We start from the raw sequence: 13,583 nt of genomic DNA, 5'->3' as shown, positions 1-13,583 counted from the left end.
ATGGCTTCAATGCTGTAATATTCGATATGATATAATAAAGGAGTTAATCTATGCAGATTCTTGTTTCCGGTTCTTTGGCCTATGACAGGATTATGAGCTTCCCCGGTAGTTTTGCCGACCATATACTTCCTGAGAAAATTCACATCCTTAATGTCTGCTTTCTGGTTGACGGACTGGATGAAAGATTTGGAGGAACAGCCGGAAATATCGGTTACAGTGTAGCTCTTCTTGGTGAGCGTCCTGTTATTCTTGCAACAGCCGGTAAAGATTTTGAAGGTTATGAATCATGGCTTACGGGACATGATATCCCGCTTAACGGAATCAGAATTGTGGATGATGAGTTTACTGCAGGAGCATACATTACAACAGACAATGCTGATAACCAGATAACCGGATTCAACCCCGGAGCGATGAAGTATGCCTGCGAATATAATTTTGCCCACATGGACCCCCGCAACGTTCTTGCGATAGTTTCCCCCGGTAACCTTGATGACATGAAGAATCTCCCTGATGTTTACCGTGAGAAGAAAATTCCTTTCATAATTGACCCCGGCCAGAATATTCCTGCTTTAAGCGGTGACGAGATGATTGCTATGCTTGAAGGCTGCAAGATTCTTGTAACTAACGACTACGAACTTGAGATGATAATGAAGTCTACAGGTAAAAGTCGTGATGAGCTGCTTGATTACTGCGAATATATTATAACAACACTGGGCGAACACGGTTGTGTTGTGGTAGATAAGAACGGTGAAACAAAAGTTCCGGCTGCCAAAGCTGCTGAAGTTAAAGACCCTACCGGAGCCGGTGATGCCTTCAGAGCAGGCCTCATTAAAGGTCTGGTTATGGGCAAATCAGTTGTAAATTCAGCCTATATCGGCGCAATTTCATCTGTTTATTGTGTTGAGCAGCTTGGAACACAGGAACACAGTTACACAGAAGATCAGTTCTGGGCCCGCTACAAGGAAAATTTCGGGGAAATAAAATAGGAAAAAATACCTGCGATTATCTCGGGTAGATTTATCCGATGATCGTTATTCCCCGGAACTAAACCAAAACATGGTTATGCCGGAGGATATAATGATCGAAATTAATCCTGAACGTCTTGAAGAATATCTGAAAGAGGCTTTCGGTTCCGGAACAAAACTTGTTGATTATGGTGAAATAGGTTCACTTGATAAGCAGGGGATGAAAAGTTTCGGATACGGAAAGCCTCTTCTTGTTGTTTATGAAATAAACGGGCAGAAAAATGAAGCCGTGCTTTCTGTAATGAAAGGCGATAATTTCGGCCATCAATTCTATTGGGACAGGGCCTCTGTCCTTCTTTTTCAATACGAAACATCCGCTAGAATGAAACGCCATGTTAAACCCGTCGGTCTTGGGTATATCAACCGTGCAGGCCGGATGGTGCCAATGAATTCACCTGAAGAGTTTTTTATAATGAATGAAAAGCTTGAAGGGTACGACTATTTTCATGATCTTGACCGTATCATGAAATCCGGAATTACGGATAAAGATCTTGAAACAGCAAAAGAGATGGCGGGCTGGCTGGCAGAAGTCCACAGTGAAAAAAAAGATGACCCCCATTTATATAAAAGAAGGATAAGGGAGCTTCTCGGCAGCAGTGAATGCATTATGGGTATTGTGGATGAAGCGTTTCCTGATGACTGGGATTTTTTTTCATGCAGTGATTTTAAGCGGCTTGAAAAAAGACTCATAGACTGGCGCTGGAAGTTGATGAAGTATTATTCTCACAGGCTTTGCGCTGTGCATGGAGATTTTCATCCCTGGAATGTCCTCATAGGTGGCAAAAATGGCTTCAGTGTTCTTGATCGCAGTCGCGGGGAATGGGGTGAAGCTGCCGGGGATGTCTGCACAATGGCTGTTAATTACCTTTTGTTTGGTCTTTACGGTGAAAGTGAACTGTCGCCTGACTTTAAAAAAATATATCTGGCTTTCATGGAAGAATATTTCTGCCGCACAGGTGACATGGAGGCTCTTGAAGTTATGGCTCCCTTTATCGTTTTCCGGGGGCTGGTTATAGCCTCTCCTGTCTGGTACCCGGATCATCCTGCCGAAGTAAGAAAAGCTCTCCTTAATCTGGTTGTGAACGTTTTGGAAGATGAGGTGTTTGATTATGCCGGAATCGAAAAGTATATGCGCTGACCGTAAGTGGGCGGCATGGATAACAGGGCTTCCGGGATGCGGGAAAAGTACCGTGGCTTTGAAGCTTGTTGAGAAATTGAAGAATGACGGTCTGGAGGTTTTTTACCTTTCCATGGATGAACGTCGCAAAAAATATATAGCTCAACCAAAGTACACTCCGGAAGAGAGGGAGCTTGCTTATAAACTTTTTGTCGAAGACGCTGCTAAACTGGTTGAGAGTGGTCAGTGCGTTATAATGGATGGCTCTGCATACCTCCGCAAATGGCGTGATTACGCAAGAAAGAAAATAAGAAATTTTGCGGAAGTCTATTTGGAATGTCCTGTTGATATGGCCATGAAACGTGAAGCAGGAAGAGAGGCCGGGCTGGTTATGGCCGGACTTTATGAAAAAGCTCTCGAAAGACAGAGGACCGGCAGGCAGTTTAAGGGACTTGGTGATGTTATAGGGGTTGATGTTTCTTTTGAAAAAAATTCTGCTGCTGAATGTATTGTGTTGACAGATAGTATTAATGCAGACCATGTTATGCATAATGTTGATGAGTGCTTGAAAAAATGGCGTAACATAAACGGACTATGCTGAATCTGGAGGCTGCTTATGAAATTTTATGCTTTTCTGATAATTTTAATTGCTCTGACTGTGTATCCTGCATCAGCTTTCAGTGATTCAAATGATCAGACTAAAGATCAGACTGAAGAACAGGTCTATAATTTATTATATGATTATAAAGATGCTTATAATGCAAGAGATCTTAAAGGAATAAAAAAATTATATACAGAAGATTCAAATCTGCATCAGTTTTTTTTAAGTTCCAATTCGAGTATGAGTTATAAAGAATTTTGTAATAATTTACCTGATACCATAAGCAAACTTCAGGATGATGGTTTTAAATTAAATTTATTTAGAATTACTTATATTAAAAATGTGGACAATCAAGTTGAGGCTAGAGTTCGCTGGTGTTATAGAACACAGGACAAAAAAGCTATTGCCTGGCCACATTTTATCATTGTTAGAATTTCCGGGAAGTTGAAAATTTTGAAAGAAGATTACGGACGTCCTGAAAGTTAAGCTGCTTTAGCTGCTGTAAAATAGTCTTTTAGATCCTTTTAAATCCAACCATGACGGTATTGATTTGCTTTACCACAATTTACGAATGAGTTATGTCCGCCACATGAAATTTAATGTAATCACATTTGGTTGTCAGATGAATGTCCACGATTCCGACTGGCTTATAAGAGCTATGGAAAGCCGGGGATGGGAAGCTGTGGAAGAATCCGAAGCCGAAGTCTTTGTTGTCAATACATGCAGTGTCAGGGAGAAGCCTGAACAAAAGGTTTACAGTGTCCTTGGAAGGCTTGGCGGTTATTGCACCAAACCGGGGTCTTTTGTTGCTGTCGGTGGCTGCGTCGCCCAGCAGATAGGAGATGGTTTTTTTGAAAAATTTCCTTTTGTCAGACTCGTTTTCGGCAGTGACGGCATTGCCAAAGCTCCACAGGCTTTGGAAGAGCTGGCCGAGGACCATAACAAAAAATTAATCTTTAATGATTTTCTTACGGATTATCCTGAACGTGAGAAAGTAGATTCCAGCCCGTATCAGGACCTTGTCCCTCCGGGAATCGGAACAATCACCGGGCAGGCCTTTGTAAATATAATGCAGGGCTGCGATAATTTCTGCACCTACTGCATAGTTCCCTATACTCGCGGACGTCAGAAATCCAGAGATCCCGAACAGGTAATTGAAGAATGCCGAAACCTTGTAGAATCCGGTGTGCGTGAAATTACTCTGCTTGGTCAGAACGTAAACAGCTTTGGTATGGACAGCGGCGGGACAGGGGTGAGCTTTGCTGATCTTCTTTATAAAATCTCAGCAATAGCCGGTCTTGAAAGAATCAGATTCACCACCTCACATCCTAAAGATATTGCTCCTGAAGTTATCACCGCTTTTGGCGAGCTTCCTAATCTTTGTCCTCAGCTGCATCTGCCCATGCAGTCCGGATCAGATTCCGTACTTAAAAGGATGGGGCGTAAATACGACCGTAAGAGATATCTTGAAATTGTCGACGGGCTTAAAGCTGCGTGTCCCGAAATTTCTTTAAGTACAGACATCATTGTCGGTTTCCCCGGTGAAACTGATGAGGATTTTGAAGATACGATGGAAATGCTTGAAAAAGTTCGTTTTGAAAGCAGTTTTTCTTTTAAATATTCAGATCGACCCGGTGTTGCAGCGGTAAAATTTAAACCTAAAGTAAGTGACGATATTGCACAAAAACGGCTTACCCGCTTGCAGGAAAGGCAAAACCATATTACTAGAGAATCTCTAGAAAGATGTGTCGGCCGTGAGACTGAAATTCTTCTTGAGCGTCCCAGCCGCAAGCAGGGGGAAGGAGATATCCACTGGCGCGGCAAAGATCCATGGGGAAGAGTTGTGAATGTTCCTCTTTCAGGAATCACAGATGATGATTCTCTTGGAGGAAAACTGCTTAAGGTGCTTATTACCGAGGCCAAGAATCATTCCCTTTTCGGGAAGAAGGTTGGAAATCCATGGTAGAAATGCAGGTGTACGGACTGGCAGTAGATAAAGATTCCGAATCTCCGATCCTTGTACTAAAGGATGATAAATCAGGAATTATGCTACCTATATGGATAGGAGCTATGGAAGCCATGTCTATTTCACTTGTCCTTAATGAAGTTGAATTCCCGAGACCCATGACCCATGACCTTCTGCTCGATTCTATCCATATGCTGGATGGAGAGGTTGTTTCTGTTGAGATTTTAAAAGTTGACCAAGGCACTTTTTATTCAGAAATTCTGATTTCTCATAAAGAGACGATTAAACGACTTGATTCGCGTCCCTCTGATGCGGTTGCAGTTGCTTTGAGATCAGGGGCTCCTGTGCTTGTTTCACCTGAAGTCCTTGAACAGGCTGGAACGCATGACCCTGAGGACGAATCTGCTGCTAAAAGTGATGACTGGTCCGAAGAATTTGAAAATCTTTCTCCGGACGATTTTAAATATAAAATGTAGGTTTTTTATGATTGATCTTCATACACATACGGTTTTCAGCGATGGTGAGCTTATACCGGCTGAACTTGTCAGACGGGCCAGAGTAGCCGGATATCAGGCCATTGGAATCTCTGATCATGCTGATTCCAGCAATCTTGAATTGATTCTAAACAACATCCTGCCTTTTGCCAGAAATGACGGGCATTTTTTTGATATAAATGTGTTTTGCGGTGTAGAACTCACCCATGTTCCTCCGGGACTTATCGGCGACCTTGTTGAGCGCGCCCGTGCAAAAGGTGCGGACCACGTTGTTGTGCATGGTGAAACAGTCGTTGAACCTGTCGCTGAAGGAACAAATCTGGCAGCTATTGAAGCCGGAGTGGATATTCTTGCCCATCCCGGCCTTATTTCAGAGGTTGAAGTCGAACTTGCAGCCAGACGGGGAATCTGTCTTGAGATTACAACCCGTAAAGGGCATAGCCTGACCAACGGTCATGTTGTTTCACTGGCTCGCAAGTATGGCGCAAAGCTGGTCATAAATAATGATGCACATGCTCCGGGAGATCTCATCGGTCTGGATATGAGGCGCAAGGTTGCTCTTGGAGCAGGTATGAGTTTTGAAGAATATGAGCAGGCTGAACAGAATTCACGCCAGCTTGTTCAGAGAATGATGAATCGTAAGAAAGGCTGAGAGGCAGGTCAGGAGTTTTTCCGGTGAGTTCAGTAGTCAAAGAAGCCGCATTTATGATACGCAGTGCTTCCTGTGCTGTTGCTCTGACAGGCGCCGGAATTTCTGTTGCAAGCGGGATACCGGACTTTAGAAGTCCGGGAGGCCTCTGGGCCAGATATGACCCGCAGAAGGTCGCATCAATAGAAGCTCTTCATAAAAATCCCGCAGCCGTCTGGAAGTTTCTGGATGAAACAGCTGCTTTTGTCGTTAAAGCAGAGCCTAATAATGCTCATTTTGCTTTGGCTGAAATGGAGAGCTCCGGTTATATACAGGCGGTTATAACCCAGAATATAGATGACCTGCACCAGCGTTCCGGTTCTTCAAATGTTATAGAATTTCATGGTAATTGCAGCAGTTTCTACTGCATGAAATGTGGTGAACCCTTTCATTACAATGTCGCAAAGAGAAAAGGTAAAGGGCTTGAACCTCCGCGGTGTACAAGCTGTGGAGGTCTTATAAGACCTGATCTTGTTTTTTTCGGCGAAAGGATTCCCGAGCAAGCCATGAAAGAAGGCGATTTTTATTCTGGTGGAGCTGATCTGGCAGTTATTGTTGGTACTTCCGGTGAAGTTGCTCCTGCTAATATGATACCGTCTCAGATTAAAAAGAATGGTGGGAAATTGATTGAAATCAATAAAAATGGTTCCGCTTATTCTTCAATATGTGATTTGAGTTTTGATGCTCCGGCAGAAGATATTCTTCCGCTGATAGCAGACGAACTTTTGAGAAAAGAATTTTAATCAGGACTTGTGTCCATAAAACAACAGGTGCGTGCTAAGGTGATGGATTTAATGCCTCAAGGTGATATTCTGGCAATGCTGGAATCTGCCACTATAGTGGTCAAAGGGATTCTCTGCCTGCTGGTGGCGATGTCTTTATGGAGCTGGACTATAATTTTCGGCAAACTGATATCGCTTGGCAGGGCCAGAAGAATGGTTTTGCGTGGAAACAGAATTATGGAGAACGCTGATTCTCTTTCTTCCGGTTTGCAACAGATTAGCAGTGATCGTTCTTCTCCATTGTACCGTATTGGTACTTCCGCGGTGAAAGAATTTCGTTCACTTGAAAAATCAAGCGTTCCTCCAGCTCACAGGCGTAAACTTATCAAGGATACTTTACGAAGGGTTCTGCGGCAGAGAGTAAGCTCGGAGATGAAGAGACTCACTTCATCCCTTTCTTTTCTTGCAACCTGTGCCAATGGAGCTCCTTTCATCGGACTTTTTGGTACAGTCTGGGGAATTATGCATTCTTTCCATTCCATCGGGCAGGCCAAAACCGCAGCTCTTGCAGCTGTTGCACCGGGAATATCTGAAGCCCTTGTTGCTACAGCCATAGGTCTTGCCGTGGCTATCCCTGCTACAATCGCCTACAACTTTTTCCTTGGTGTTCTGGCTGGCATTGAAACTGAAATGGTTAACTTCGCCAGTTCTTTTCTAAACCGTGTTGAACGTGAAGTTTCATGGGCGGACCCAAAGTCAGCTCAATCAGACAGGGACTCCGGAGAGTAGTTTATGGCTCTTAAAACTCATGGTCAGGGTATGCTGGCCGAGATCAACGTGACCCCGTTTGTTGATGTCATGCTTGTTTTGCTGATAATTTTTATGGTTACAGCTCCTCTTATGACTCAGGGTGTTGAAGTTGATCTTCCTCAGACGAAAACGGTGCGTTCTCTGCCGCAGGATGATGACCATCTCGTGCTCTCAATAAGCAGTAACGGTGATATTTTTATTGATGAATATAAAGTAGCTTTTAATGAACTGGAATCCCATCTTGTGAATCTGGTTAAAAAGCAGCATAAAATGCTTTTTCTCCGGGCTGATAAGCAGGTTCCCTATGGGGATGTTGTTAAAGTCATGGGTGAAATTAAATCCGCCGGAATTGAAAAGTTGGGCATAGTGGCTGAACCTGATGATAAGCCGGACAGGAAAAGGTAAGGGTTAATGATTGGTTTTTATTTTCCTCCGGTTTTCACACGGCGGATTTCCTGATGCGTATTATTGGTTTTATTTTTTCCATTTTATTCCACGTTGGCCTTATAACACTGGCTTTAACGTGGTCTGTTTCTTCGCCTACTAAAATTTCGCTTGATAAGCCTATATATAAGGTTGATCTGGTCAGTCTTGCTCCGGCTCCTAAAGCTCCTGTTGTAAAAAAAGCTCCGGCTCCGGCTCCGGCAAAAGTCTCCAAGCCCGAAGCTGTAAGTATTCCCAAGAAACAGCCAGCAGCTCCTGTGGCAAAAGTTAAGGCTGAACCCACGCAAAAGCCTGCGCCAAAAGTTCCACCAAAACCTAAAGCCAAGCCAAAAGCTAAGCCTATTTCTCCCAAAAAAGTTGAAACTCATAGTACGACTAAGAAAAAGACTCCTGAGAAAAAACCGAAGCCTGTGAAGAAGAAATCTCCAGCTCCGGTTAAAAAAACAGCACCGGCCAAAAAGCCTGAACCAAGTGGTGAGGATCTGCTTGCCGGAGCGTTATCTGATCTTAGAAAAGAAGTTGATAAAAAAGAAAAGGCTGAAAGGGCCGCAGTTGCCCGGGAACTTGCTGGACTTCGTTCAGAAGCTCAGGCTAATGCTGCTCAAATTGAAGGAGATGGGACAGCCTCTGCCACAGGTCTGGTTCAGGTATATGGTCAGATTGTTCGGCAGGAAGTTAAGAAAAACTGGCGTTTTCCCGTTTTTGGCGGTCATCAGCAGGAAATGACTGCTGCTGTGGAAATCGCTCTTAAATCTGATGGCACTATTACCGGGGTGAGAATTGTTAAGTCTTCCGGAAATGCTGACTTTGATGATTCTGTGCTCAGTGCTTTAAAAGATACCGAGGTCCTGCCTGAACCTCCCGGAAATTCAATCAAAAAAATAGTTGTCAATTTCAATCTGCATGATCTTGATAATTAGGGATATATCTAAATGCGAATAGTAGACAAAATCTCAACATTAATGACGTGCTGCTTTTTTTGCCTGATTATCTGCGGCACATCCGGTGTTTCCACCGCCTTTGGTCAGGATACCCTGACAGTCGATATCTTCGGACCGGGGCAGCGTCAGGTTAATATTGTAATCCTGCCTCCGAGAACTCTTGACGAGGGAAGATATAAAGGTCGCGGCAATTCCGAACTGCCGCTTCCGATAGAAGCTAAGGCTTTCGATAAAGAATTGAGACACGATATTTCCTTTCTGCCTTTTCTGAATGTCGTACCACTCGGGCAGATACTTGGTGGTGATCCTTCTAGAGGAGTCAAACCCGGTCAGGTTGATTTAAAGCCTCTCAGACTTTCCAAGGTTGATTTCGCTTTAACTACCGGATGGACAGTAATGCCTGACGGTGAAAAGAAAGTCAGCCTTAGATTTATAGGTACTTTTAATGGAAGAACCGTCGTTGGAAAGCGTTATTCGCAGGTAAAACAGGAATTGCTTGGAGGTATAGCCGATAAATTCTGCTCTCATGTCATGAAGCAGTTGACCGGTCATGCAGGATTTTTTGAATCTACGATAGCGTTTGTGCGTAAAAGCGGTGACAACAAAGAAATATTTACTGTCAGCCCTCAGGGTAGAGGACTTCAGCAGGTGAGTCACCTTGGCGGAGTGAATTTAAGCCCATGCTGGTCCATTGACGGTAAAAAAATGGCTTTTACCCGTCTTGGGGCACGGCAGCATCTGCTCTGCATGTGGGATAGTTCCACCGGGCGTATAGATCAGAAGAATCTTCCCGGAAACACTGTTATTTCTCCAACATATCTTCCTGATGGCAGACTTGCTGTTACACTTACTCTTAATGGTGATTCCGATATTTATCTGCTTGATTCAAACTTGAAACCGGACAAACCGCTCGCAAAGAGTTGGGCAATTGAAGTTTCACCGGATTTTGACAAAACTGGAAAGAAGATGGTTTTTGTTTCAGGTAAGTATGGAAATCCTCATATTTTTATGCTTAACATGGATACTGGCAAAATAACGCGTGTTACTTATGACGGTAAATATAATACTAATCCGACAATAAGTCCCGATGGCCGGTTTGTGGCTTTTTCCAGACAGACCTCGGAAGGACATCGCATTTTTGTGCATGACATGTTAAGTGGCGCTGAGAAGCAGCTTACATTCGGTCCGGGTAATGATGAAGACCCGGCTTTTGGTCCTGATGGATACTTTATAGCTTTTACTTCCAGCCGGACAGGTGGATATAAAATTTATATGACTACCAGACATGGAGATCCCGCAATGCTGGTCCCGACAGGAAAGGGCGAAGCAACTTCTCCTGCATGGAAAGGTCCTTTGGGGTCTAAATAGTAGACTTATTTTTTCAACACCCTTTCCTTATCCGTCTCATTGTTATATGTATGCTGAAAATCGATTATGTGATGAGAGTTTTTTGCTGTTTTTCTTCATTTAGAAAGTTTAACAGAGATGTTTTTCTGATTGCTTGATTTTTTTGTAAAACAATTTAATGTCAAATGGATAAATTAATTCAGAACTTACAGTAGGGCGAAATTCTGTTACGACTGTAGCCTGTTCAGGAGGAAAAATGAAAGTAAGAGCATTGATGTTGTGTTTGGCGTTTACTTTAGTACTCGGCTTTGCTGCCGGATGTGCAAAGAAGCGTGTTGAGTCTTCAGCTCCTTCTGCCGCTGTTGCAGAACAGATGCAGGAGCAGCAGAGTAAGGAAAAAGTCCGTCTTGAAGAAGAAGCAAGGCTTCGTCAGGAACAGCAGTTGAAAGAAGAAGCGCTTGAAGCTGAAAGAAAAGCTGAAGAACAGAAACAGCAGCAGGAATTTAAAGCTGCAATGACTGATCTTGGAAATCTGATTCATTTTGATTTTGATTCATTTGAAATCAAACCTGAATACCGTGATCTGTTGCAGCAGAAAGCTGAGATTCTTAAGAAGTTTGATAACGTATCCATGGTTATTGAGGGTTATTGTGATGAGCGTGGAACAGAAGAGTATAACCTTGCCCTCGGTGAACGTCGCGCCAGAGCTGTATATGAATTTCTTATTCTTCTTGGAGTTGAACCACAGAGACTCAGTGTTGTAAGCTTCGGTGAAGAAAAGCCTCTTGATCCGGCTCATAACGAAACTGCATGGGCTCAGAACCGTCGTGTTCAGTTTAATCTGAACTATAATTAGCAGTCTGCCCTTTGAATAAATAAGCCCGTAATCATAGAGATTGCGGGCTTTTTCTGTTTCTGTGACAGTCTTTGAGCTCAAAACAAATCAGGCTCATCTTTTAAGAATTAAAAGTATCAGATCATTCTTATAAGCCAGAGGCATATTGCAGCGTATATTCCGGCAATTGCATCGTCTATCATTATTCCCCAGCCGGATTTTAGCCAGTTTTCGGACTGTCGGACAGGCCATGGTTTGAGGATGTCGAAAATTCTGAAAAGAATAAATCCAGTTATGAATTGCCACCCGGTCATTATAACAAATGGTGTGAATGTGACCCATTGTCCAAGAACTTCATCAATTATTACACATCCGGGGTCTTTGGTTCCAAGGGATTTTTCAGCCTGGGTGGACGCCAGTGCTCCGAAGATGAAGAGTAGGACAAGGATTGCTATTCTTACAGGCAAAGTGAATGGATAAAAAAGGAAAGGGGATACTATTACAGCTACTGCTGATCCCCATGTGCCGGGTGCTTTCGGAAGGAATCCTACCGGACCAAGTGTAGAAATGACTGTTGCCGCTTTAACCATTGGTGATTGTTGATTTTCGCTCATGAGCTATTATCGTACCACCAAAACTTAAAGTCCAGCTAAAATATTTTTAGTGTATTAAGTCTAGCCGCTGAAATTTATTATGAGGCGGAACCGGAAATTTTCATCCTGCCCCGCCTGTCTTTAAATATAAATTCACCAGACAGCTCCAGTTAAATGGAATTTTATTTGTTCATCTTAATGGCCGGATTCATTTTATGCGTTTCTGGCACTTCTCTTGGGTATCAAAGTATAACCTATGGCTTTTGCCATATACTCAAGTGGTGAAACTTCCTCTGTTGCTTTTATAATCGCAAGGAGTGTGTCTGCTCCCAGTTTTGCATTTTGGTCGAAAGGATTTATTTCACGAAGAAGAGTTGAATATGGTTTCCCGATTCTTTCAGCTACAACTTTGGCCGGATGATTACCCTCAAGAACAATGTCCTGCGTGATTTTAGTAATAGACTGGAGAGACATTTCCTACCCCTTGTTGTTTGTCTTTTGAATTAAAACATTACGAGCTTTGCCTCAGCTTTTATGGTTCTATTATCTACGCAGAAAAAATAAAGTAAACACAGCTGGTTTGGTATTTGATGCTCATTATACTGTATTTGAGGGTAGGGTTTTACTCTTGATGGTAGGGTAGGGTCCAGAATTTATGAGGGGAGGGTACTTAAAAAATTGTGTTTACAAATTTTAAGAATTAAGATTGACTGCCCACTTTTTAACCACTAGTTAGCTGACGCTTGCTTTTCCCTTTTCAATTCTGTTTTTTTAATCTTTTACAATACCCAGATTTGCGAAAATTATGTCTAATTTTGTATTCATCACCTTGCTCGCGGCCTTTCCAGCATTGTCTACGGATATGTATCTGCCAGCTATACCTACTATACAGCAGGAATTCGGAGTCAATCTTGCTGTAGCCAACCTTTCGCTGGTAGTTTTTATTTTGTTCCTGAGCTTATGTATGCTTGTTTACGGACCGTTATCTGATAAATTCGGCAGGAAACCTATTCTTATTTGCGGGGTGGGTACTTTTATTGCCGGCTGTATTCTATGTGCTTCATCTGTCTCAATAACCATGCTGATAGCTTCAAGAGTCATTCAGGCTGCCGGAGCCGGAGCGGCTTCAGCTCTTTCGATGGCTCTGGCAAAGGATTTATATTCCGGTGTAAAAAGGCAGCAGCTTCTGGCATACATAGGAGTTATTATTCCTTTGTGTCCAATGCTTGCTCCCATGCTCGGCAGTGCTATTTTAAAGTTTGCATCATGGCGCTGGATTTTCTTTGTTCAGGGAGTACTTGCCCTTGTCGCTTTTTATGGCACTTTTGTATTCAAAGAGCCGGTTGTGGAGAAAACAAAGGGCGGGTTTCTATCTGTATTGTCCAGATATCTGGTTGTAATTAAGAATGTAAAGTTCAGCACGTACTGCTTTGCTTTTTCTTTTATGGGAATAGGATTTTTTGGATTTGTGGCTGCTTCAGCTGATATTTACACCAGAACGTTCGGCCTGACACAGCAGCAGTTTGCAATGTTTTTCGGGCTTAATGCATTTGGTTTTATGGCTGGATCTTTTACCTGCTCACGGCTGTGTATCAGCTATTCTTCGTCAGCGATTCTCAAAGCTTCGCTGCTTGGTATTCTTATTTCCGGCCTTGGAACTTGCCTTTTTGCCGCGGACCCCGTCAGTTTCGGGATAACGATGTTTATTGGTACCTTCTCCATAGGGGTAAGCAGGCCGGTCAGCAACCATATGATTCTTGAGACTGTTGATCGTGATATCGGTACAGCATCTGCTTTACTTACCTTCACTTTTTATATCTGTGGTTCACTTGCAATGCAGTTTGTTTCATTCGACTGGGCAAGCAAAATTATGGTGATCGGGCTTATGGGAGTCCTTGGTGGGATAATTCCTATTTCATCTCTGCTTATTATGAGAGAAGGGCATAGTGAAGTTCAGCAATAGTCGATTTTAGAATCAATCAATTTTGAATCGTTATATA

At 43.0% G+C, this 13,583-nt stretch carries 16 protein-coding genes; 14 read left to right on the top strand and 2 right to left on the bottom strand.

The window, feature by feature from the left end; genetic code table 11:
• The first annotated feature begins 50 nt into the window (after positions 1–50).
• From G496_RS0104125 to pal, 13 genes are all read left to right on the top strand, one after another.
• On the top strand, positions 51–986 hold the full coding sequence (locus G496_RS0104125; protein WP_027178168.1) for a carbohydrate kinase family protein: 936 nt from the start codon (positions 51–53) through the stop codon (positions 984–986).
• A gap of 91 nt (positions 987–1,077) precedes the next feature.
• Positions 1,078–2,163, top strand: a complete 1,086-nt coding sequence (locus G496_RS0104120) for a phosphotransferase family protein (RefSeq protein WP_027178167.1) — start codon at positions 1,078–1,080, stop codon at positions 2,161–2,163.
• The gene (locus G496_RS0104115; protein WP_027178166.1) at positions 2,135–2,743 is read left to right on the top strand and encodes an adenylyl-sulfate kinase; all 609 of its coding nucleotides are present in this window, start codon (positions 2,135–2,137) and stop codon (positions 2,741–2,743) included. The genes G496_RS0104120 and G496_RS0104115 overlap by 29 nt, the downstream gene beginning before the upstream one ends.
• A 15-nt stretch (positions 2,744–2,758) precedes the next feature.
• Positions 2,759–3,229 (top strand): Cif family virulence factor, encoded by a 471-nt coding sequence (locus tag G496_RS0104110; RefSeq protein WP_027178165.1) that lies wholly within the window; start codon positions 2,759–2,761, stop codon positions 3,227–3,229.
• A gap of 103 nt (positions 3,230–3,332) precedes the next feature.
• The gene (gene miaB, locus G496_RS0104105) at positions 3,333–4,709 is read left to right on the top strand and encodes a tRNA (N6-isopentenyl adenosine(37)-C2)-methylthiotransferase MiaB (protein WP_027178164.1); all 1,377 of its coding nucleotides are present in this window, start codon (positions 3,333–3,335) and stop codon (positions 4,707–4,709) included.
• The gene (locus G496_RS0104100; protein ID WP_027178163.1) at positions 4,703–5,185 is read left to right on the top strand and encodes a bifunctional nuclease family protein; all 483 of its coding nucleotides are present in this window, start codon (positions 4,703–4,705) and stop codon (positions 5,183–5,185) included. Before miaB ends, G496_RS0104100 begins: the two co-directional genes overlap by 7 nt.
• A 7-nt stretch (positions 5,186–5,192) precedes the next feature.
• Positions 5,193–5,855, top strand: coding sequence for a histidinol phosphate phosphatase domain-containing protein (locus G496_RS0104095; RefSeq protein WP_027178162.1), 663 nt, complete (start codon positions 5,193–5,195; stop codon positions 5,853–5,855).
• Between the two features lie 23 nt (positions 5,856–5,878).
• Entirely contained in the window at positions 5,879–6,634 is a 756-nt protein-coding gene (locus G496_RS0104090; protein WP_027178161.1) for an SIR2 family NAD-dependent protein deacylase, read from the top strand.
• 42 nt (positions 6,635–6,676) lie between these two features.
• On the top strand, positions 6,677–7,402 hold the full coding sequence (locus G496_RS0104085; RefSeq protein ID WP_034632301.1) for a MotA/TolQ/ExbB proton channel family protein: 726 nt from the start codon (positions 6,677–6,679) through the stop codon (positions 7,400–7,402).
• Positions 7,403–7,405: 3 nt separating this feature from the next.
• Positions 7,406–7,828, top strand: coding sequence for a protein TolR (gene tolR, locus G496_RS0104080; protein WP_027178159.1), 423 nt, complete (start codon positions 7,406–7,408; stop codon positions 7,826–7,828).
• A 53-nt stretch (positions 7,829–7,881) separates the two neighbouring features.
• Entirely contained in the window at positions 7,882–8,787 is a 906-nt protein-coding gene (tolA, locus tag G496_RS0104075; RefSeq protein WP_027178158.1) for a cell envelope integrity protein TolA, read from the top strand.
• Between the two features lie 12 nt (positions 8,788–8,799).
• Entirely contained in the window at positions 8,800–10,176 is a 1,377-nt protein-coding gene (locus G496_RS0104070) for a TolB family protein (protein WP_245577860.1), read from the top strand.
• Positions 10,177–10,411: 235 nt separating this feature from the next.
• Positions 10,412–11,011, top strand: coding sequence for a peptidoglycan-associated lipoprotein Pal (gene pal / locus G496_RS0104065; RefSeq protein WP_027178156.1), 600 nt, complete (start codon positions 10,412–10,414; stop codon positions 11,009–11,011).
• A gap of 116 nt (positions 11,012–11,127) precedes the next feature.
• Here pal and G496_RS0104060 read toward each other — a convergent pair whose 3' ends face one another.
• Together G496_RS0104060 and G496_RS0104055 are read right to left on the bottom strand one after the other, a co-directional pair.
• Positions 11,128–11,604 (bottom strand): phosphatidylglycerophosphatase A family protein, encoded by a 477-nt coding sequence (locus tag G496_RS0104060; RefSeq protein WP_034632299.1) that lies wholly within the window; start codon positions 11,602–11,604, stop codon positions 11,128–11,130.
• A gap of 192 nt (positions 11,605–11,796) precedes the next feature.
• Positions 11,797–12,057: a phage regulatory CII family protein gene (locus G496_RS0104055; RefSeq protein ID WP_027178154.1), complete on the bottom strand. Its 261-nt coding sequence runs from the start codon at positions 12,055–12,057 to the stop codon at positions 11,797–11,799.
• A 331-nt stretch (positions 12,058–12,388) separates the two neighbouring features.
• Here G496_RS0104055 and G496_RS0104050 point away from each other — a divergent pair, with 331 nt between their 5' ends.
• Positions 12,389–13,546: an MFS transporter gene (locus G496_RS0104050; protein ID WP_027178153.1), complete on the top strand. Its 1,158-nt coding sequence runs from the start codon at positions 12,389–12,391 to the stop codon at positions 13,544–13,546.
• The last annotated feature ends 37 nt before the right edge of the window (positions 13,547–13,583 follow it).

The sequence above is a fragment of the Maridesulfovibrio bastinii DSM 16055 genome, from assembly GCF_000429985.1.
Classification (GTDB): domain Bacteria; phylum Desulfobacterota; class Desulfovibrionia; order Desulfovibrionales; family Desulfovibrionaceae; genus Maridesulfovibrio; species Maridesulfovibrio bastinii.
This window is presented reverse-complemented; position numbering and strand designations above follow the sequence as displayed.

Bases quoted from the DNA above. Each gene is read 5' to 3' on its own strand.
- G496_RS0104125 (WP_027178168.1), top strand. From the start codon at position 51: ATGCAGATTCTTGTTTCCGGTTCTTTGGCCTATGACAGGATTATGAGC.
- G496_RS0104120 (WP_027178167.1), top strand. From the start codon at position 1,078: ATGATCGAAATTAATCCTGAACGTCTTGAAGAATATCTGAAAGAGGCT.
- G496_RS0104115 (WP_027178166.1), top strand. From the start codon at position 2,135: ATGCCGGAATCGAAAAGTATATGCGCTGACCGTAAGTGGGCGGCATGG.
- G496_RS0104110 (WP_027178165.1), top strand. From the start codon at position 2,759: ATGAAATTTTATGCTTTTCTGATAATTTTAATTGCTCTGACTGTGTAT.
- miaB (WP_027178164.1), top strand. From the start codon at position 3,333: ATGAAATTTAATGTAATCACATTTGGTTGTCAGATGAATGTCCACGAT.
- G496_RS0104100 (WP_027178163.1), top strand. From the start codon at position 4,703: ATGGTAGAAATGCAGGTGTACGGACTGGCAGTAGATAAAGATTCCGAA.
- G496_RS0104095 (WP_027178162.1), top strand. From the start codon at position 5,193: ATGATTGATCTTCATACACATACGGTTTTCAGCGATGGTGAGCTTATA.
- G496_RS0104085 (WP_034632301.1), top strand. From the start codon at position 6,677: ATGGATTTAATGCCTCAAGGTGATATTCTGGCAATGCTGGAATCTGCC.
- tolR (WP_027178159.1), top strand. From the start codon at position 7,406: ATGGCTCTTAAAACTCATGGTCAGGGTATGCTGGCCGAGATCAACGTG.
- tolA (WP_027178158.1), top strand. From the start codon at position 7,882: ATGCGTATTATTGGTTTTATTTTTTCCATTTTATTCCACGTTGGCCTT.
- G496_RS0104070 (WP_245577860.1), top strand. From the start codon at position 8,800: ATGCGAATAGTAGACAAAATCTCAACATTAATGACGTGCTGCTTTTTT.
- pal (WP_027178156.1), top strand. From the start codon at position 10,412: ATGAAAGTAAGAGCATTGATGTTGTGTTTGGCGTTTACTTTAGTACTC.
- G496_RS0104060 (WP_034632299.1), bottom strand. From the start codon at position 11,604: ATGAGCGAAAATCAACAATCACCAATGGTTAAAGCGGCAACAGTCATT.
- G496_RS0104055 (WP_027178154.1), bottom strand. From the start codon at position 12,057: ATGTCTCTCCAGTCTATTACTAAAATCACGCAGGACATTGTTCTTGAG.
- G496_RS0104050 (WP_027178153.1), top strand. From the start codon at position 12,389: ATGTCTAATTTTGTATTCATCACCTTGCTCGCGGCCTTTCCAGCATTG.